We start from the raw sequence: 18,849 nt of genomic DNA on the forward strand, positions 1-18,849 counted from the left end.
TCGACCGGGCGATCCAGTACGCCGCGGCCTATCGGCTCAAGCACTGCTGCCTCTGGAATACTGGATCACCCGCCTTCGCGGGTGATGACACCGGTGATGCGGTCAGCCTGGACGGTTGAAATACTCAAAGCCGCCGCAGCGCGACCGACTGCACCACGTGGTCGGCGCCTTTCTTCAAGATCAGCGTCGCGCGCGGCCGGGTCGGCAGGATGTTGTCCTCGAGATTGGCGAGGTTGGTGCGCTCCCAGATCGCGATCGCCGTTGCGGTGGCTTCCTCGTCCGACAGCGGCGCGTAGCGGTGGAAGTAGGACCTGGGATCGGTGAACGCGGTGTCGCGCAGCGCCAGGAAGCGTTTGATGTACCATTCCCGCAGCACCGCTTCCTCGGCGTCGATATAGACCGAGAAGTCGAAGAAGTCGGAGACGAACGGCACCGCCTTGCCGTCGCGCGGCAGCCGGCCGGCCTGCAGCACGTTGACGCCCTCGACGATCAGGATGTCGGGCTGGTCGATCTCGACCCATTTGTTCGGCACGATGTCGTAGGTCAGATGCGAATACACCGGCGCGCGGACATGGCGGCGGCCGGCCTTGATGTCGCTGAGGAACGACAGCAGCGACGGCAGGTCGTAGCTCTCCGGAAAACCCTTCTTCTGCATGATGCCCTGCCGCTCGAGCACGGCATTGGGATACAGAAAACCGTCGGTGGTGATCAAGTCGACCTTCGGCCGCGGCGACCAGCGCGCCAGCATCGCCTGCAGCACGCGCGCGGTGGTCGATTTACCGACCGCGACCGAACCGGCGACGCCGACGATGTAAGGCATCTTGCGGTCGCGGATATTGAGGAACTGGCGCTGCGAATAATATAGCCGCTGGGTCGCGTCGACATAGATCGACAGCAACCGCGACAGCGGCAAATAGATGTCCTCGACCTCCTGCAGATCGAGGCGATCGTGCATCGAGCGCAGCCGGTCGAACTCGCCCGGCTCCAGCGTCATCGGCGTGTCGTCGCGCAGATGCGCCCATTGCTGGCGCGTGAAGATGCGGTAGGGATTGTATTGCTGATCTGGTGCCCGGATATCCATGAGACCGCCCCTTGATCAATCGCGCTTGCGCGACGCCTTCTCTTCCAGTCCGGACATCGTGGTGCGCTTCTCCAGTGCCGCCTCGACATCCTCCAGCTTCACGCCACGTGACTTCAGCAGAACCAGCAGGTGAAACACCAGGTCGGCGCTCTCGGCGATGAGATGATCGCGGTCATTCTCGACCGCGGCGATCACCGTCTCGACCGCTTCCTCGCCCAGCTTCTTGGCGCAGTGCTCCGCGCCCTTGTCGAGCAGCTTGCGGGTGTAGGACGCCTCGCCGCCCGTCGCAGCACGGGCATCGATGGTGGCGGCCAGATCATGGACCGTGAAACGCGACATCAACTCAACTCATACACGTGCGCCGGCACCGTCCCGGTGCCATCCCCAAGGTGGGGATTTAGCATTTCTGTCACAAGGAGTCCCAACTGACGCTCAAGGGTCAATGCGCATCGGCAGCCCGGCGCGCACCATGTGATCCTTGGCCTGGCGGATGGTGAATTCCCCGAAGTGGAAGATCGAGGCGGCCAGCACGCCGGTGGCGTGACCCTCGCGGACGCCGTCGACCAGATGGTCGAGGTTGCCGACGCCGCCAGAGGCGATGACCGGGACCGCGACGCTGTCGGCGATCGCCCGGGTCAGCGGCAGGTCAAAGCCCTGCCTTGTGCCGTCGCGGTCCATCGAGGTCAGCAGGATCTCGCCGGCGCCGAGCGCGACCACCTCCTGGGCGTATTCGATGGCATCGATACCGGTGGCATTACGTCCACCATGGGTAAAGATCTCCCAGCGGTCGGAGCCACCGGGGCGCTTGACCCGCTTGGCGTCGATCGCGACCACGATGCACTGCTCGCCGAATTTTTCCGCGGCTTCCTTGACGAACTCGCGACGGCTGACCGCGGCCGAATTGATCGAGACCTTGTCGGCGCCGGAGCGCAGCAGGGTCTTGATGTCGTCGACGGTGCGGACACCGCCGCCAACCGTCAGCGGCATGAAGCAGGCTTCCGCCGTCCGCCGCACCACGTCCAGCATGATGCCGCGGTTTTCATGGGTGGCGGTGATGTCGAGAAAGGTGAGCTCGTCGGCGCCGGCGGCGTCATAGGCGATCGCAGCCTCCACCGGATCGCCGGCATCGCGGAGGTCGACGAAGTTGACGCCCTTGACCACGCGCCCGTCCTTGACGTCGAGGCAGGGGATGACGCGAACCTTGAACATGTCCCCTCCTTACGCGGCCGCGCGGATCAGCTCGAGCGCCGCGGCCGGATCGAGCCGCCCGTCATAGAGCGCGCGGCCGACGATGGCGCCGGCGAGCTTTTTCGCCCGCGGCTCCAGCAGCGCCTTGACGTCGTCGATCGAGGCAAAGCCGCCGGAGGCGATCACTGGGATCGAGATCCGATCGGCGAGCGCGACGGTGGCATCGAGGTTGAGGCCCTTGAGCAGGCCGTCGCGGGCGATGTCGGTAAAGATGATCGCGGCGACGCCGGCGTCCTCGAAGCGCTGCGCGATGTCGAGCGCGGTCACCTGCGAGGTCTCGGCCCAGCCTTCGACCGCGACCTTGCCGTCGCGGGCATCGAGCCCGACCGCGACGCGGCCGGGGAATTGCTTGGCCGCGCCCTTCACCAGGTCGGGATCGCGCACCGCCGCGGTGCCGATGATGACGCGGGTGATGCCCTTGTCGAGCCAGGCCGCGATGGTCTTGAGGTCGCGGATGCCGCCGCCGAGCTGCACCGGCATCTTGATGGCCTGCAGCATCGCCTCGACCGCCTGCGCATTCATCGGCTTGCCGGCAAAGGCGCCGTCGAGATCGACGACATGGAGATACTCGAATCCCTGCGCGGCGAAGGCGCGGGCCTGCGCCGCCGGATCGAGATTGAACACGGTGGCGCGCGCCATGTCGCCCTGCTCCAGGCGCACGCACTGGCCGTTCTTCAGGTCAACCGCTGGAAAGAGGATCACGGCTTCCACTTCAAAAAGTTCGAGATCAGAGCGAGGCCAAAGCGCTGGCTCTTCTCGGGGTGAAACTGGGTGCCGATCGCGGTGTCCCTGGCGACGATCGCGGTCACCGGCCCACCATAGTCGGCACGCGCCAGCACGTCCGCCTCGTTGGCGGCGTTGAGGTGATAAGAGTGCACGAAATAGGCGTGGCGGCCCTTCGGCCCGAGCGGCAGCCGCTCCAGCACCGGGTGCTCGCGGATCGGATCGAGCGTATTCCAGCCCATGTGCGGGACCTTCAGGTTCTCGTCGCGCGGCTCGATCTTCTCGACGTCGCCGGCGATCCAGTTGAAGCCGTCGGTGGTGACATGCTCCTTGCCGCGGGTCGCCATCAGCTGCATGCCGACGCAGATGCCGAAGAACGGCCGCGCCTTGACCCTGACCGCCTCGGTCAGCGCCTCCAGCATGCCGTCGACCGCGTCGACGCCGCGGCGGCAATCGGCGAAGGCGCCGACGCCGGGCAGCACGATGCGGTCGGCGCGGTACACCGCGTCCGGATCGCGTGTCACCTTGATGGCCTGCGGATCCTCCATGCTGCGCGCGGCGCGCTCAAAGGCCTTGGCCGCCGAATGCAGATTGCCGGAGCCGTAATCGATGATTGCAACGGTCATCGCGATCCTCCTGGCTCTGGAAACAAACCGATAATGCCGCCCTGCGGCAGCGGCGGGGCTTTTGAGAACGGCTGGCCCGGAACGTCCCGGGTCGGCGGCGGCGCGCCGCGATCGATCGAACGCTGGTCGTTGACGACGCCGCGGTGCCGCGCCGCCCAGCGATCGAAGAAGCGGCGTTCGGCAGCCTCCTCATCGTCGGCCACGACGATGTCGAGCTGGCGCCAGTTGCGCCGCGACAGCGTCCAGCGCTGCAGGCTGGCCGCCTCGAATCCCAGCAGCAGCATCAAGACCAGGTCGACGAGCGAGATCGCGCCACGGCCAACGCCGAGCCGCGCCAGGGCGAAATCGATCGCGAAGGTCAGAACGAGCCAGCCGATCAGCGCCAGCCAGAGCCGGTTCCAGGCCAGCCAGATCACGCCGGCGACCGCGGCCCAGAAGTGGAAGCCGTCGCGCACGAAGGTGAACTTGTCGGCCGCCGCAAGATCGGCGCCGTTCCCCACGGGGGCATGCACTGTGTAGACCGGCATCGAACGCTCCGCCGAAAGATGAACTCTTTTTGGAGCATGATCTTTTCGGAAAACCGGTACCCACTTTTCCGGATCATGCTCTCGATCAGCCGCCGAGCTGACCCTTCGTCGAGGGCACTTCGCCCTGGGCGCGCGGATCGATCGCGACCGCCGTCCGGAGCGCCCTCGCCAAACCCTTGAAACAGGATTCGGCGATATGATGGCTGTTCTCGCCATATAGGGTCTCGACGTGGAGAGTCACGCCGGCGTTCATCGCGAAGGCGTTGAACCATTCGCGCACCAGCTCGGTGTCGAACTCGCCGATCTTGTCGCGCGGGAAGTCGGCCTTGAAAACCAGCACCGGGCGGCCCGAAATGTCGATCACGATCCGCGTCAGCGTCTCGTCCATCGGCATGTGGATCGAGGCATAGCGGTTGATGCCGGCCATGTTGCCGAGCGCCTGCTTCACCGCCTGACCCAGCGCGATGCCGACGTCCTCGGTGGTGTGGTGGTAATCGACATGGAGATCGCCATCGGCCTTCACCGCGATGTCGATGCGGGAATGCCGGGCCAGGAGGTCGAGCATATGGTCGAAGAAGCCGATCCCGGTCGAAACCGTGGATACGCCGGCGCCGTCGAGGTTGACCGTCACCTCGATGTCGGTCTCCTTGGTCTTGCGCTTGATGGTTGCGGTGCGCATGAAAATGAAGCTTTCCCGTGCCGAAAACGCCGGTCTTTTAACAGGCTGATGTCACCTTCGCTACTGCGGGATGACGCCGAAAAGGGCTGAACTTGCCGCCATGGTGACCGGAAATCCTTGCCGTCTGGTCACGACGCGTTGTCTTCGCGCCAACCGGTCGCCACTTCGCTCGAAAACGCGCCAAATCGGCCCAATTGTAACCCCCCGCCGGACCGCCTAAATCTGCCCCGGAGAGAGGTAACCCATGCAAGCATCCCAAAACGAGCTGCCGGTCTGGCACGGCACCACGATCTGCACCGTCCGCAAGGGCGGCAAGGTGGTGATCGGCGGCGACGGGCAGGTCTCGATCGGCCAGACCGTGATCAAGGCCAATGCCAAGAAGGTCCGCCGGATCGGCAAGGGCGACGTGATCGGCGGCTTTGCCGGTGCCACCGCCGACGCCTTCACCCTGTTCGAGCGGCTGGAGAACAAGCTGGAACAGTATCCGGGACAGCTGACCCGGGCGGCCGTCGAGCTCGCCAAGGACTGGCGCACCGACCGCTATCTGCGCCGGCTGGAGGCCATGATGATCGTCGCCGACAAGGACGTCTCCCTGGTGCTGACCGGCACCGGCGACGTGCTGGAGCCGGAGTCCGGGGTGATGGCGATCGGCTCCGGCGGCAACTATGCGCTGGCCGCGGCCCGCGCGCTTGTCGACACCGACAAGGACGCCGAAACCATCGTGCGCCGTGCGCTCGATATCGCCGCCGACATCTGCGTCTTCACCAACCGGAACGTGACGATAGAGACGCTAGGCGGCTGAGCATGGCCGCGCCCTATCATTTCCGCCCGATGACGACGGCCGATCTGCCGCAGATCAAGCGCTGGCTGGCGCTGCCGCATGTCCGGGAATGGTGGGGCGATCCAGACGAGCAATATGCCATCGTCAGCGGCGATCTCGATGAGCCGGCGATGGACCAGTTCATCGTCGGATTCGCCGGCAAGGATGTCGGCTACATCCAGTGCTATAGTCTGACGGCGTGGAATTCCGGCTTCGGCGAGCATCCCGAGGGCACCCGTGGCATCGATCTGTTCATCGGCGAACCCGACATGATCGCAGGCGGTCACGGCTCGGCGCTGATCCGCGGCTTTGTCGATGCGCGACTGGCCGACGGCGCGCCGCGCGTCGTCACCGATCCCGATCCGGCCAATCCGCGCGCGATCCGGGCTTACGAGAAAGCCGGCTTCGAACGCGTGCGCATGGTCGAAACGCCTGACGGCACGGCATTGTTGATGGTGCGCGACGCATGACGCTGCTGCGCGACCAGGGCAAGGGAATTTCGGCGTGGCACTGGTTCGCGATCGCCGCGGCGCTGCTCGCGCTGCAGGCCGCGCTGCTCTATTTGATGGGCCGCCTGCCGATCTGCGCCTGCGGCTATGTCAAGCTCTGGCACGGCACGGTGCTGAGCTCGGAGAATTCGCAGCACATCGCCGACTGGTACACGCTGTCGCATGTGCTGCATGGCCTGTTGTTCTACGGCCTGACGTTTCTCGTGCTGCCTCGCCTCGCCTGGCCGGGGCGGCTGATTGTCGCGATGCTGATCGAAGGCACGTGGGAGCTGGTCGAGAACTCCAACTTCATCATCGAGCGCTACCGCGCCGGCACCATCTCGCTGGACTATTATGGCGACACCATCGTCAATTCGGTGTCGGACACGCTGGCGATGGTTTTGGGATTCCTTGTCGCGCGCAAGCTGCCGGTCGCCGCGACGGTCGCGCTCGGCATTGTGTTCGAAATCGTGCTGTTGCTCCACATTCGCGACAATCTGACGCTGAACATCATCATGCTGATCCACCCGTTCGACGTGATCAAACAATGGCAGGCGGGACCGCCCATTCTCTAGGCCGGAGGGCCGCTTGCCGAGACCGCGTTTTCAACCTAGCTAGAGCCAATGACCGACTTCTCCCCCCGTGAAATCGTTTCCGAACTCGACCGCTTCATCGTCGGCCAGGCCGATGCCAAGCGCGCCGTCTCGATCGCGCTGCGCAATCGCTGGCGCCGGCTGCAGCTCGCCGGTTCCCTGCGCGAGGAGGTTCTGCCGAAGAACATCCTGATGATCGGGCCGACCGGCGTCGGCAAGACCGAGATCGCGCGGCGGCTCGCCAAACTTGCCGGCGCGCCGTTCCTCAAGGTCGAGGCGACGAAGTTCACCGAGGTCGGCTATGTCGGCCGCGACGTCGAGCAGATCATCCGCGACCTGGTCGAGGTCGCGATCGCGCAGACCCGCGAGCGCAAGCGCAAGGACGTCCACGCCCGCGCCCAGCTCGCCGCCGAAGAGCGCGTGCTGGATGCGCTGGTCGGCCCCGGATCGAGCCCGGCGACCCGCGAGTCCTTCCGCAGGAAGCTGCGCGCCGGCGAGCTCAACGACAAGGAAATCGAGATCGAGACCCAGTCGGGCGGCAGCGGCATGCCGATGTTCGAGATCCCCGGCATGCCCGGCGCCCAGATGGGCGCGATCTCGCTTGGCGACATCTTCGGCAAGATGGGCGGGCGCAGCAAGACCCGCCGCCTGACCGTCGAAGGTTCGCACGAGATCCTCGTCAACGAGGAATCCGACAAGCTGCTCGACACCGACCAACTGGTGCAGGAGGCGATCAGCGCGGTCGAGAACAACGGCATCGTGTTCCTCGACGAGATCGACAAGATCTGCGTGCGCGAGAACCGCCAGGGCGGCGACGTCTCACGCGAGGGCGTGCAGCGCGATTTGCTGCCGCTGATCGAGGGCACCACGGTCTCGACCAAGCACGGCGCGGTGAAAACCGACCACGTGCTGTTCATCGCCTCCGGCGCGTTCCATATCGCAAAACCGTCGGACCTGTTGCCCGAGCTGCAGGGCCGCCTGCCGATCCGCGTCGAGCTGCAGGCGCTGACCCGCGACGACATGCGCAGGATCTTGACCGAGCCGGAGGCCTCGCTGATCAAGCAGTATGTCGCGCTGCTGAAGACCGAGGGCGTCACGCTCGACATCACCGACGCCGCCATCGACGCGCTGGCCGACGTCGCGGTCGCCGTCAATTCGAGCGTGGAAAACATCGGCGCGCGGCGGCTGCAGACCGTGATGGAGCGCGTGCTGGACGAGATCTCCTTCACCGCCCCCGACCGCCACGGCGAGACCATCCAGGTCGACGCCGACTACGTCACCAAGCATGTCGGCGACCTCGCCAAGAACACCGACCTCAGCCGGTTTATTCTGTAGGCCCGCCATACAACCGCCTGTCGCCCCGGCGCAGGCCGGGCCCCATAACCACCGCTGCCCGCATTGAACAAGACTCGGGCCGCTATCCCGTCTAAGAACCAAATTCGGTGGTTATGGGTCCCGGCTTTCGTGCGCAATCGGCCGGGACGACGAGAATGGGCGGTCGATGAATCTGCGGGTCTGGCAAAACGCTTCGCAAAACCCCTGGCGCTTGCTGCTGGCCGTCAATGCCGCGGTGCTGGTCGGGGTATTCCTGCACAAGATCCAGCTTCGGCCCTTCGTTCCCTACATCCACCTCTTGGTCGACTATCACTACGGCTTCACCAAGCGCGCGCTGATCGGCGCCGTCGTTTCGCTGTTCACCGACAAGGTGCCGGTGTGGCTGGTGTTTGCACTCGCCGGCGCGGTCTGGCTGCTGACGCTCGGCCTGTTCGCAAAACTGTTTCGCCGCACGTTTGGTTTCGATGACGCGCAGCTGCCGCTGTTCGTCTTCATGGCGGGATCGCCGTTCTTCCTGAAGAATTTCATGCACACGCTCGGCCATTTCGACATCTATGGCTGCGCGCTGACCATCGTGCTGCTGCTGATCCCGGCGCGTTCGATCATCTATGTGCTCGCGGCCGCGCTGGCCTCGATCGTGCTGATCCTGATCCACCACATCTTCGTCCTGATGTACGTGCCGACGATCGCGGCCATCGTGGTGCTGCGGTTCTATCTCGTGCAGGGCGTGACCCGGCTGAATATTGCGGCCGGGTGCGGCGCGCTTGCCGCGGTCGGCATCCTGTTCCTGGTCGCGCAATTCGACGGCACCGTGCCGGTGCCCTATGACGAATTCATCCGGCATCTGCAGGGCCGGATGGCCGATCCATCGCGCACCGACCTGCTGCAGTTCGGCTACATCTGGTACCAGCCGCTGGCGAAGGAGATCGCCGACACCTGGGGGCGCATGCCCTCGAACATCCTGGGCATCCCGGTGTTCGCGCTGCTGATCTGGCTGCACACGCCGCTCTGGCAATACTTCGCGCGGCTGATCGGCGCGCTGGCGAGTGAATTGCACCGCCGGATCGTCGTCGCGGCGCTCGTGATAATCGGCGCCGGCTATCTCATCATTTTCGCGATCGTGTTCGACTATTCGCGCTGGATCTCGAACTGGGCGGTCTGCATGTTCCTGCTGCTGCACGCGGTGAAGATGCTGCCGGCCTCGAAGGAGGTGTCGATGATCCCGCCGGACGATCGCAACACGAACATCTTCGGCTGGGTCATCACGCTGATCCCGCGCGTCGGCATCGTGCGGCCTTTTTAGTTGGAAGCATGATCTCCGCGCAAACGCGTCCCGCGTTTGTCGCGAGGGAAAACCGCTTCACACTTTTCCGGATCATGCTCTAGCGGGCTCTCCGAACGCGCACGTACAATGCGCCCTCGCCGCCATGGCCGATATGGGCTTCCTCGAAGCCGACGACCAGCGAGCGGAATTCCGGCAGGCTGAGCCATTCCGGCACCTGGCGGCGGAGCACGCCGCGCTCGGTGTCCGCGCTGCCGGCCTTGCCCTTGCCGGTGATGACGAGCACGAAGGTGAGCCCGTCATGATGGGCGCGCTGCAGGAAGGCAAACAGCACGCGATGCGCGCGGGTCTGGGTCATGCCGTGCAGGTCGAGCCGCGCGTCGATCTCCTGCCGGCCGCGCGACAGTTTTGCGCGCTCGCGCCGGCCGATCGGCGCCAGCGGCGGGATTGCCGGCCGCGGCGCCGGCGCAGGCTTGATCGCCGCCGCCGTCTTGATCGGGATAGGTTTTGCCGCGACGTGATGGGTGATCGGATCCGGCGCCGTCTGTGCTTTCGCGGCAGCCGCCTTCTTGCGCAGCGGCTTGACGTGTTTTGCGACGCTCTCCCAGAGCGCGCGCTCTTCCTCGCTCAGCGCACGCTTGCGCCGCGACGGCGCGGAGAGATCGGGGATCGGCGCTGGGCGTTTCATCGGTAGCGGTGATGGCGAGTGCGCCGGTAGCGCCGCTTCTCCTGAACTTGCGGAATGTCGGGCCGGGCTGCCGGCAGCGGCACCGGTTCTGCCACAGGTGCGGCCTGTGCGACAGGGGTCGTCGCGGCCGGGGCGGCCGGCGCGGCATCCTTCGTGGCGGGATGGCCCTTGGCTGCATTGCCGGCCGTTTCCCTCGCCGGATCCTTTGCGGAATCCTTCGCCGTGCTCCGGGCGACCGTTGCGGTCGGCAGGTCGGCCGATTTCGCCGCCGGCTTGTCCTTATCAGGATCGGTCTGCGGAAACAGCTTTGCGATCTTGGCCGACGGCCGCTCGTCCGGGACCGGCAGCTTGCGGCCACGCGCCACCGGATCGAGCCCCTTCGGCACCAGCATGACGAACTGCATGTTGTGCCGCAGCCGGCCCGAGACCTTGCCGGCATCGGCGCCGGCGCCGAAATAGAGGTCGGCGCGCGCCGGGCCGACAATCGCAGATCCCGTATCCTGTGCGATCATCAGCCGGTGGAACGGCGTCTTCGCCAGCTCGGATTCGATCGGCAGCTCGCCGGTAATGAAGAACGGCGTGCCGTAGACATGCAGCGCCTTGTCGACCGCGATCGAGCGGCCGGCAGTCAGCGGCACGCCCTGGGCGCCGACCGCCTCGTCCTTGTCCGACAGCGGCACCTCGCGGAAGAACACATAGGCGCGGTTCTGCCGCCGCAGCTCGTTGGCGCCGTCGGGGTTGTGCTCCATCCACTCCCGGATCTTCTGCATCGACATCTGATCCTTCGGGATGATGCCGCGGTCGATCAGGATGCGTCCGACCGCCGTATAGGGGTAGCCGTTATGCGCGTCGTAATTGATGCGCAGCGTGGTGCCGTCGTCGAACTTGATCCGGGCCGAGCCCTGGATTTGGGCGAACAGCAAATCGGTCTGGCTCTTCAGCCAGGCGAGCTCCAGCCCGCGGCCGGCGATCGCGCCGTCCTCGATCTGGGCGCGGTCGTAATAGGGCACCAGCTTGCGGCGGCCGATCTTGCGATACACCGGCCCGCTGTTGGGCAGGCCGACCGAAGCCTGGGTCTTGCCGCGCACGAACAGGTTGGACGGGCGGCGATAGACCGGGACGTTGTAGACGTCGGTCCGCGTCTTTGAGCCGTCGAGCACCGGCTCGTAATAGCCGGTGACGAAACCGGCGTCCTCGCCGAGCCGCGAGATGCGCAGCGGCACGAAGTTCTGCTCGAAGAAATCCTTCGCCCTGGCGCGGTCGGAAATCTCCAGCTCCTTGGCGATCCGGCAGGGATCGCGCAGCGAGCCGCCGAGCGCCTTGGCTTCCACCTGTCCGTGCTGGGCCGCGATCGGCTTGCAGCTGGTCCGAAACGCCTTGTACGCGGCGAGCTGATCGTCGTCGCTCCAGCCGGGGACATTGGCGAAGGCGAGCGGCTGATACTGGCTGCCGCCAACCTGCAGCGGCAATTCCAGATTGGGGTAGGGCAGCGCGCGGCTGTGCTCGTGCCGCGTGGCGGCGTGCCGGCTTCGGTAATGCTGTGCAGCGATGGCCGCCGTGGAGCAGACCACCGCGAGCGCGCAACTCGCGACGGCGAGGCGTCCGTAGCTCAGATGTCTAGTGAGCGCTTCCAGTGCCAACCAGCTTCCAGTTCGGATCGCGGGAAGTCGAGTCGCGGGCGAATGTCCAGACGTCAGTGATGTCGGCGACCTTGTCCGGGCTGCCGTCGACGATGGTGCCAGCCTTGTCGCGGGTGACCGAAATCATCTGCGACACGAAGCGGACGGTCAGCTGCGTTGAACGGTCCCGTGCCTCGGCATTGACGATCTCAGCCTTGTCGATCGACACGAACCGGGTTTCGGTCTTCTGCTCGTGCTTCTCGCGATCCTTGATCGCCGTCTCGAAGCTTTCATAGACCTCAGTCGACAACAGATCCTTAAGCGCGCGGCGGTCGCCATTGGCGAAGGCCAGCACGATCATCTCATAGGCGGAACGGGCGCCGGACAGGAAGTGCCGCGGATCGAACGAGGAATCCTGGGTGGCCACGGCATCGAGGCCCTGCGCCAGGGCGGTGCCGGGTTCCGCGACCCCCTTCCAGCGATCGGTCGGCTCGACCGGCTCAGTCGGCGCCGCGGCGGTCGGCTGGTCGATCACTGACCCGGGCATCGGAACGACGTTATTGTCCTGGCCGCGCTGCACGACGTTGGGCGCGGCACGATCATAGGGCGGCCGCTCGCTTCCCGTGCGCTGTCCGAGTACGCTGCGCAGGCGCAGGAAGATGAACACAGCCAGCGCCAGGAAGATGATGGTGTAGATATCCACGTCGAATTCGCTTTCTGATCTCTGCCGGCAACCGGCCGGCCGTCCAAACGTTCCCGGTGGGGAACGGCAGAGATTACATCACCGATTAAGTCCGCAGCATGTAGGCACGAAACTATGCTCGGCCAATGGCGCTTTTTGGCACGGGCAAGTGTAGCGGTTTTACCGCCAAGGGGAAACCCGTCCCGTCCAGGAAATCGCGCATCTTCAATTATTTAGGAAGCCGTTAATGGATTGGGCAGAGCTGCGGAGATCCGCCTTGGCCCACCGCTTGTGCCCGTTCGTCGTCCTTGTGGAGCAAGCCGGGCCTATGATAGCCGTTCGCGCGGCATTCGGCATTTCCAACACCTTAGCGCGTGCCGACGGACATCCTGTCATTCGCGCATCGCTTCAGGAGACATTTCATGACCAACGGCAACGGCGCACCTGTCGAACAGGCTCCTCCCCAGCTCAACGTGCTGGCGCAGTACACCAAGGACCTCTCGTTCGAAAACCCGAACGCGCCGGCTTCGCTCGGCCCGCAGCAGCAGCAGCCGGCGATCAACATCCAGATCAACGTCTCCGCCAACAACCTCGCCGAGAACGAATACGAGGTGGTGCTGTCGATCGAGGGCAAGGCCGAAGGCAGCGGCAAGGTGATGTTCAGCTTCGACCTTGCCTATGCCGGCGTGTTCCGGATCGTCAACGTGCCGAAGGAGAATTTGCACCCGCTGGTCATGATCGAGTGCCCGCGGCTGCTGTTCCCGTTCGCCCGCGAAATCGTCGCAACCGCAGTCCGCGACGGCGGTTTCCCGCCTCTGATGCTGGATCCGGTCGATTTCGTCGGCCTCTACCGCCAGAACATGGAGCGCCAGGCCGCCGCCCAGGCCGCCAGCGGCGCCAAGCCGAGCTGATCAACTTGCTCGGTGTCGTCGCCCGGCCTGTGTGCAATTGCGCACATGGACCGGGCGACCCAGTACGCCGCGGCCCCTCGATTCTATCACTGGCGTCTCTGGAATACTGGATCGCCCGGTCAAGCCGGGCGATGACAGCAGTGGATGAGGACAAAGCTCCACACCCCTCCGGATGCCGGAATAACCGGTCACGCCGCCGGCGCAGCAGCCGGCGTGGCCAGCGGCGGCAGGTAATCGTTCCAGATCGGCTTGTCGCCCAGGGTGGCGACAAAGGCGCGGTGGGCTTCGCGGTCGGCCTCGCTGACCCGTGCCGCCAGCGGGACTTCGCGATGCCGCCGCGGCATATCGCCGTAGCTGCCGGAGCGGGCGTCGGCCGCCTCCGACGCCAGGATGAGCTGCGACTGCCGCGCTCCGATCAGGTCGATATAGACCTCGGCCAGCAATTCGGCGTCGAGCAGCGCGCCGTGCTTGGTGCGGCGGGAATTGTCGATCGCATAGCGCGAGCAGAGATCGTCGAGCCGGTTCGACACGCCGGGATGCTTGCGGCGCGCCAGCAGCAGCGTGTCGACCAGACGGTCCTTCGGGATCGCCGCCCGCTTGATGCGGTCGAGCTCGGCGTTGATGAAGCTGATGTCGAACGAGGCGTTGTGGATCACCAGCGGTGTGTCGCCGATGAAGGCCAGAAAATCGTCGACCACCTCGGTGAACAGCGGCTTGCTGGCCAGGAACTCGGTCGACAGCCCGTGCACGGCGAAGGCTTCCGCCGGCATGTCGCGCTCGGGATTGATGTAGACGTGAAAGGTCTGCCCGGTCGGCATGCGGTTGAAAATCTCGATGCAGCCGATTTCGACCAGCCGATCGCCGCGGAGCGGATCGAGGCCGGTGGTTTCGGTGTCGAGAACGATTTCACGCATGAGGTCAGGGATCCAGAACGGCGAATCACTCGCGCCGCTGCGGCATCTTAACAACCTCGGCCAGAATGTCGCGGATGCGGGCCCGCACCGGGTCGAGTCCGTGCGAGGTATCCACGATGAAATCCGCCCGCTTGCGCTTCTCGGCGTCGGGCATCTGCTTGGCGATGATGGCATCGAGCTTCGCCGCATCCATCGTGCCGCGCGCCAGCACCCGCTCGCGCTGCAGTTCCGGCGAGGTCGTGACGACGACGACGGCATCGACGCGCTTCTCGCCGCCGGTCTCGAACAGCAAGGGAATATCGAGCACGACGACGGGCGCGCCGGCGGCCTCCGCATCGGCAAAGAACTTTTGCCGCGAGGCACCCAGCATCGGATGGACGATCTGCTCGAGCCGTTTCATCGCCGCGGCGTCGTGCACCACGCGCGCCGACAGCTTTGCGCGGTCGACCTTGCCGCCGGCCGTGGTGCCGGGAAACGCCGCCTCGATCGCCGGCGCCGCCTCGCCTTCGTACAGCCGATGCACCTCGGCATCGGCGTCGTACAGCGGAACGCCGGCTTCGACGAACAGTTTCGCGGTGGTGGATTTCCCCATCCCGATCGAGCCGGTCAGTCCAAGGATCAACATCGGATCAACAATCTCTTCGTCCCCTCGCCCGTTAACAGCACTTATACCGCGAGCAATTTCTCGCTGCGCAGGAATGCGAGCAGCGACAATAGCGGCAGGCCGAGAATGGTAAAATGGTCGCCCTCGATGCGCTCGAACAGATGCACGCCAAGGCTCTCTAGCTGATAGGCGCCGACGCTGGTCGTCACCGCGGCGCCGGCCTGGTCGAGATAGGCCTCGATCTCGTTCGCACTGAGCCGGCGCATCGTCATGCGGGCGACGCTCACATCCGTGAACAGGGTTTTGCCGTCGCGTGCGACTGAGACCGCGGAATGCAGCTCATGGGTCCGGCCGGCCAGCAGGGCCAGTTGCTCGGCGGCCTGGGCCCGGCCCGCCGGCTTGCTGAACAGACGATTGCCCAGCGCCAGCGTCTGATCGGCGCCGACGACATACTGGCCAGATTTTTGTCTCGAGACGAACAGCGCCTTCTCGCGCGCCAATAGCGCGGCGATCTCGCCGGGCGCTGTGAGACCGGAATCGTGCTGCACGGCGCGCTCGTCGATATCGGCCGGCAGCGCCTCGAAATCGAGGCCGGCATTGTCCAGCAACATTTTTCGCGCGCGGCTCTGCGACGCAAGAATCAGCCTTTGTTGTCCGCGCCAGATGCTCATGAGGCCGCGATCATTCCGGCGGCCGCGCGCGCAAACGGTCATTGTAGAGTTTCATGACCGCGGCCGCCGTCTCCTCGATCGAGCGCCGCGTCACGTCAAGCAGCGCCCAGTTGAATTTTGCGCTCAGGCGGCGGGCGAAGGCGACTTCGTCCGCCACCGCCTGCTTGTCGATATAAGTCTCATTGTCGCGGTCACCCATGGTGAGCAAACGATTTTGCCGAACCTGAATCAGCCGCTCCGGCGTCGCGTGCAGGCTGACCACCAGCGGCTTCTTCAAGGTCTCGAGCTGGTGCGGCAGCGGGATGCCCGGCACCAGCGGCACATTGGCGGTGCGGATGCCGCGGTTGGCGAGATAGATCGAGGTCGGCGTCTTCGAGGTGCGGGATACGCCGACCAGGACGACGTCGGCCTCCTCGAGGCCTTCCACGTGCTGGCCGTCGTCATGCATCATGGTGAAATTCAGCGCATCGATGCGGGCAAAATATTCGGCGTTGAGCACGTGCTGCGCGCCGACGCGCCCCGTGGTGGCGGCACCCAGATACGCCTCGAACAATTGCATCACCGGCCCGATGATCGACAGGCTCGGAACGTTGATCTCCCTGCACTTGGCCTCGAGCCGGCCGACCAGATCCTTCTCCAGCAGCGTGAACAGCACGATGCCGGGCGATTCCTCGATCTCGTCCAGCACGCGATCGAGCTGCTTCTGGCTGCGCACCAGCGGATAGACATGCTCGACCGCGGTCACGTTGGCGTATTGCGCGGCGACCGCGCGCGCCACGGTGATCAGCGTCTCGCCGGTCGAATCAGACACCAGATGCAGATGGAAATAGTTGGAGGTGTTGGGCACCAGAACCCCTGTCTATCCTGTGAATCCCTGTGGAGGTCGAGGACGAAAATTGGGGGCTGGCGGGCCGCCCCTGAATATCTCGTCCCTTTCTTCACAGCACCTCGACAAAGGATAAGTCGAGGTCATGGCCGCGATGATAGTGGGTAGGTGTGGATTTGTCTCTTCATAAGCTGACCACAGGGACGCGCAAGCAACTGAGTCGAACAACAGATTCCGGATGCCTGTGCCGGCTGGTCGGAATGTTGAGGGATGTGAACAAGCCTGCGGAAACGGCGGGATCGCCTTGCGTGAGTCAAATCCACCGTCACCTAGACTCAAACCTAAGATTCTAAAATTAATAGGTTTAGGAAAGCGGAGCTTGCGGATAAGTATCGGTCCCGCGCTTGAAGAGCTTGGTCAGCAACGCTGAGACCGTCCGAGCTGTTCCCTGAAAGGCAATCCCGCGATGTACGAGTGGATCAAGGCGCTGCACATCATCGCCGTCATCTCCTGGATGGCGGGCATGCTGTATCTGCCGCGGCTGTTCGTCTATCATTGCGAGGCCGAGGCCGGCTCGAAGCAGTCCGAGACCTTCAAGGTTATGGAGCGGCGGCTTTTGAAGGCGATCATCAACCCGGCGATGATCGTGACTTGGCTGGCCGGCCTTTATCTGGTCTGGGACCGACAGTGGTATTTTTACGGATGGTTTCACGCCAAATTTATGCTGGTGTTGATCATGTCCGGTATCCACGGTTTTTTGTCTCGCTGCGTGAAGGACTTTGCCGCCGACCGGAATCAGCGCAGCCAGAAATTCTATCGTGTTATCAATGAAGTACCGACGTTACTGATGATCCTGATCGTGATTCTGGTGGTCGTGAAGCCATTCTGGAAGCCATTCTGAGAGGCTTCTCGATGCTCAAGAAGCATGCTTCAGTCCTTCTTGCGCAGCGGAGACCGATTTTCTATATAGTGATTATCCCACCCCACGCAGGCGGATGGTCGCGCTCCGGTTCTTTTCGAACCGGCGCCGCATCAGGTTTGAAGCCTCATTGGCACTTTCCTGGCTGAGACCTGCGGACCTTCCCTTTGGCGTCCGCTTTTTCCAAAGCCTCGCATCCCTTCCCTACTTACTTCCTCACAGGACGACCCCCATGCGGGAAATCAAACTCCAGGACCTCAAATCGAAAACGCCGGCCGAGCTCGTCTCGTTTGCGGAAGAGAACGGGGTCGAGAATGCCAGCACCATGCGCAAGCAGGAGCTGATGTTTGCCATCCTCAAGCAGCTCGCGATCGCCGAGACCGACATCATCGGTGAAGGCGTCGTCGAGGTTCTGTCCGACGGCTTCGGCTTCCTTCGTTCGCCCGACGCGAACTACCTGCCCGGCCCCGACGACATCTACGTCTCGCCTTCGCAGATCCGCCGCTTCGGCCTGCGCACCGGCGACACCATCGAAGGCCATATCCGCAGCCCGAAAGAAGGCGAACGCTATTTCGCGCTGCTGAAGGTCAACACGCTCAATTTCGAAGATCCCGAGAAGTCGAAGCACAAGGTCAATTTCGACAACTTGACGCCGCTGTTTCCGAATCAGCGCTTCCGCATGGAGCTCGAGGACTCGACCAAGAAAGACCTTTCCGCGCGCGTCATCGATATCGTCGCGCCGATCGGCAAGGGCCAGCGCGCGCTGATCGTGGCGCCGCCACGCACCGGCAAGACGGTGCTGATGCAGAACATCGCGCACTCCATCACCGCCAATCATCCCGACTGCTATCTGATCGTGCTGTTGATCGACGAGCGTCCGGAAGAAGTCACGGACATGCAGCGCTCGGTGAAGGGCGAGGTGGTGTCGTCGACCTTCGACGAGCCCGCGGTGCGTCATGTCCAGGTCGCCGAAATGGTGATCGAGAAGGCCAAGCGGCTCGTCGAGCACGGCCGCGACGTCGTGATCCTGCTCGATTCGATCACGCGTCTCGGCCGCGCCTACAACACCGTGGTGCCGTCATCCGGCAAGGTGTTGACCGGCGGCGTCGACGCCAACGCGCTGCAGCGCCCGAAGCGCTTCTTCGGCGCGGCGCGCAACATCGAGGAGGGCGGTTCGCTGACCATCATCGCGACCGCGCTGGTCGATACCGGCAGCCGCATGGACGAAGTCATCTTCGAAGAGTTCAAGGGTACCGGTAACTCCGAACTGATCCTGGACCGCAAGGTCTCGGACAAGCGGACCTTCCCGGCGATCGACATCGCCCGCTCCGGCACCCGCAAGGAGGAGCTGATCACCGATCCGCAGGTGCTGAAGAAGATGTACGTCCTGCGCCGCATCCTCAATCCGATGGGCACCATGGACGCGATCGACTTCCTGCTCGACAAGCTCCGCAATACCAAGAGCAACTCCGAGTTCTTCGATTCCATGAACACCTGAGGCCGGCTGCCTCGGAAGAACAGGGCGCTCCGTTCACGCGGGCGCCTTTTCTTTTGCGCTTATGCTGCAGCAAGAGTGCAGCATGGGATGAAACGGCTTAACGATTCATTTTCTT

At 64.3% G+C, this 18,849-nt stretch carries 22 protein-coding genes; 8 read left to right on the forward strand and 14 right to left on the reverse strand.

Annotation, left to right across the window (positions count from 1 at the left end; all coding sequences use genetic code 11):
• Positions 1-124: 124 nt before the first annotated feature.
• The 7 genes from coaA to hisB all read right to left on the reverse strand — a co-directional run bounded on the left by coaA (position 125) and on the right by hisB (position 4,884).
• The gene (gene coaA, locus XH93_RS00875) at positions 125-1,081 is read right to left on the reverse strand and encodes a type I pantothenate kinase (RefSeq protein WP_139479598.1); all 957 of its coding nucleotides are present in this window, start codon (positions 1,079-1,081) and stop codon (positions 125-127) included.
• Positions 1,082-1,096: 15 nt separating this feature from the next.
• Positions 1,097-1,420 (reverse strand): phosphoribosyl-ATP diphosphatase, encoded by a 324-nt coding sequence (locus tag XH93_RS00880; protein ID WP_139479597.1) that lies wholly within the window; start codon positions 1,418-1,420, stop codon positions 1,097-1,099.
• A gap of 93 nt (positions 1,421-1,513) precedes the next feature.
• On the reverse strand, positions 1,514-2,290 hold the full coding sequence (gene hisF, locus XH93_RS00885) for an imidazole glycerol phosphate synthase subunit HisF (RefSeq protein ID WP_139479596.1): 777 nt from the start codon (positions 2,288-2,290) through the stop codon (positions 1,514-1,516).
• A 9-nt stretch (positions 2,291-2,299) separates the two neighbouring features.
• The gene (hisA, locus tag XH93_RS00890; RefSeq protein ID WP_194472028.1) at positions 2,300-3,031 is read right to left on the reverse strand and encodes a 1-(5-phosphoribosyl)-5-[(5-phosphoribosylamino)methylideneamino]imidazole-4-carboxamide isomerase; all 732 of its coding nucleotides are present in this window, start codon (positions 3,029-3,031) and stop codon (positions 2,300-2,302) included.
• Positions 3,028-3,678 carry an imidazole glycerol phosphate synthase subunit HisH gene (hisH, locus tag XH93_RS00895; protein WP_194472029.1) on the reverse strand — a complete coding sequence of 217 codons (651 nt, stop codon included), beginning with the start codon at positions 3,676-3,678 and terminating at the stop codon, positions 3,028-3,030. The genes hisA and hisH overlap by 4 nt, the downstream gene beginning before the upstream one ends.
• Positions 3,675-4,205 (reverse strand): DUF2628 domain-containing protein, encoded by a 531-nt coding sequence (locus tag XH93_RS00900; protein ID WP_194472030.1) that lies wholly within the window; start codon positions 4,203-4,205, stop codon positions 3,675-3,677. Before XH93_RS00900 ends, hisH begins: the two co-directional genes overlap by 4 nt.
• An 85-nt stretch (positions 4,206-4,290) precedes the next feature.
• A complete protein-coding gene (gene hisB, locus XH93_RS00905; RefSeq protein ID WP_139479592.1) occupies positions 4,291-4,884 on the reverse strand; it encodes an imidazoleglycerol-phosphate dehydratase HisB in 594 nt (197 codons plus the stop codon).
• A 244-nt stretch (positions 4,885-5,128) separates the two neighbouring features.
• On the opposite strand from hisB, the gene hslV reads away from it, so the two are divergent.
• From hslV to XH93_RS00930, 5 genes are all read left to right on the forward strand, one after another.
• Positions 5,129-5,686 carry an ATP-dependent protease subunit HslV gene (gene hslV / locus XH93_RS00910; protein WP_194472031.1) on the forward strand — a complete coding sequence of 186 codons (558 nt, stop codon included), beginning with the start codon at positions 5,129-5,131 and terminating at the stop codon, positions 5,684-5,686.
• Positions 5,687-5,688: 2 nt separating this feature from the next.
• Positions 5,689-6,174, forward strand: coding sequence for a GNAT family N-acetyltransferase (locus tag XH93_RS00915; protein ID WP_194472032.1), 486 nt, complete (start codon positions 5,689-5,691; stop codon positions 6,172-6,174).
• Complete coding sequence (locus XH93_RS00920) at positions 6,171-6,767, forward strand: DUF2585 domain-containing protein (RefSeq protein ID WP_139479589.1); 597 nt, start codon at positions 6,171-6,173, stop codon at positions 6,765-6,767. The genes XH93_RS00915 and XH93_RS00920 overlap by 4 nt, the downstream gene beginning before the upstream one ends.
• A 48-nt stretch (positions 6,768-6,815) precedes the next feature.
• Positions 6,816-8,120, forward strand: coding sequence for an ATP-dependent protease ATPase subunit HslU (gene hslU / locus XH93_RS00925; protein WP_139861134.1), 1,305 nt, complete (start codon positions 6,816-6,818; stop codon positions 8,118-8,120).
• A gap of 166 nt (positions 8,121-8,286) precedes the next feature.
• Entirely contained in the window at positions 8,287-9,423 is a 1,137-nt protein-coding gene (locus XH93_RS00930; protein ID WP_194472033.1) for a hypothetical protein, read from the forward strand.
• 79 nt (positions 9,424-9,502) lie between these two features.
• Here the strand turns inward: XH93_RS00930 and XH93_RS00935 are convergent, their stop codons facing one another.
• The 3 genes from XH93_RS00935 to XH93_RS00945 are packed head-to-tail and all read right to left on the reverse strand — an operon-like array spanning position 9,503 to position 12,412.
• The gene (locus XH93_RS00935) at positions 9,503-10,090 is read right to left on the reverse strand and encodes a Smr/MutS family protein (RefSeq protein ID WP_194472034.1); all 588 of its coding nucleotides are present in this window, start codon (positions 10,088-10,090) and stop codon (positions 9,503-9,505) included.
• The gene (locus XH93_RS00940; protein WP_371815147.1) at positions 10,087-11,724 is read right to left on the reverse strand and encodes a murein transglycosylase A; all 1,638 of its coding nucleotides are present in this window, start codon (positions 11,722-11,724) and stop codon (positions 10,087-10,089) included. The genes XH93_RS00935 and XH93_RS00940 overlap by 4 nt, the downstream gene beginning before the upstream one ends.
• Positions 11,708-12,412 (reverse strand): Tim44/TimA family putative adaptor protein, encoded by a 705-nt coding sequence (locus tag XH93_RS00945; protein WP_194472036.1) that lies wholly within the window; start codon positions 12,410-12,412, stop codon positions 11,708-11,710. Before XH93_RS00945 ends, XH93_RS00940 begins: the two co-directional genes overlap by 17 nt.
• A gap of 401 nt (positions 12,413-12,813) precedes the next feature.
• Between XH93_RS00945 and secB the strand changes: the two genes are divergently transcribed.
• Positions 12,814-13,302 (forward strand): protein-export chaperone SecB, encoded by a 489-nt coding sequence (gene secB / locus XH93_RS00950; RefSeq protein ID WP_139479584.1) that lies wholly within the window; start codon positions 12,814-12,816, stop codon positions 13,300-13,302.
• Positions 13,303-13,490: 188 nt separating this feature from the next.
• Here the strand turns inward: secB and dnaQ are convergent, their stop codons facing one another.
• The 4 genes from dnaQ to XH93_RS00970 are packed head-to-tail and all read right to left on the reverse strand — an operon-like array spanning position 13,491 to position 16,338.
• Positions 13,491-14,216: a DNA polymerase III subunit epsilon gene (dnaQ, locus tag XH93_RS00955; RefSeq protein ID WP_194472037.1), complete on the reverse strand. Its 726-nt coding sequence runs from the start codon at positions 14,214-14,216 to the stop codon at positions 13,491-13,493.
• Positions 14,217-14,241: 25 nt separating this feature from the next.
• The gene (gene coaE, locus XH93_RS00960; protein ID WP_139479582.1) at positions 14,242-14,841 is read right to left on the reverse strand and encodes a dephospho-CoA kinase; all 600 of its coding nucleotides are present in this window, start codon (positions 14,839-14,841) and stop codon (positions 14,242-14,244) included.
• A 41-nt stretch (positions 14,842-14,882) separates the two neighbouring features.
• A complete protein-coding gene (locus tag XH93_RS00965) occupies positions 14,883-15,491 on the reverse strand; it encodes a nucleoside triphosphate pyrophosphatase (protein WP_194472038.1) in 609 nt (202 codons plus the stop codon).
• A gap of 10 nt (positions 15,492-15,501) precedes the next feature.
• Positions 15,502-16,338 (reverse strand): pyruvate, water dikinase regulatory protein, encoded by an 837-nt coding sequence (locus XH93_RS00970; protein ID WP_139479580.1) that lies wholly within the window; start codon positions 16,336-16,338, stop codon positions 15,502-15,504.
• A gap of 445 nt (positions 16,339-16,783) precedes the next feature.
• On the opposite strand from XH93_RS00970, the gene hemJ reads away from it, so the two are divergent.
• Positions 16,784-17,218 (forward strand): protoporphyrinogen oxidase HemJ, encoded by a 435-nt coding sequence (gene hemJ / locus XH93_RS00975; protein WP_194472039.1) that lies wholly within the window; start codon positions 16,784-16,786, stop codon positions 17,216-17,218.
• A gap of 250 nt (positions 17,219-17,468) precedes the next feature.
• Positions 17,469-18,734: a transcription termination factor Rho gene (rho, locus tag XH93_RS00980; RefSeq protein ID WP_021078151.1), complete on the forward strand. Its 1,266-nt coding sequence runs from the start codon at positions 17,469-17,471 to the stop codon at positions 18,732-18,734.
• The last annotated feature ends 115 nt before the right edge of the window (positions 18,735-18,849 follow it).

The sequence above is a fragment of the Bradyrhizobium sp. CCBAU 51753 genome (assembly GCF_015291565.1).
Lineage (GTDB): Bacteria > Pseudomonadota > Alphaproteobacteria > Rhizobiales > Xanthobacteraceae > Bradyrhizobium > Bradyrhizobium ivorense.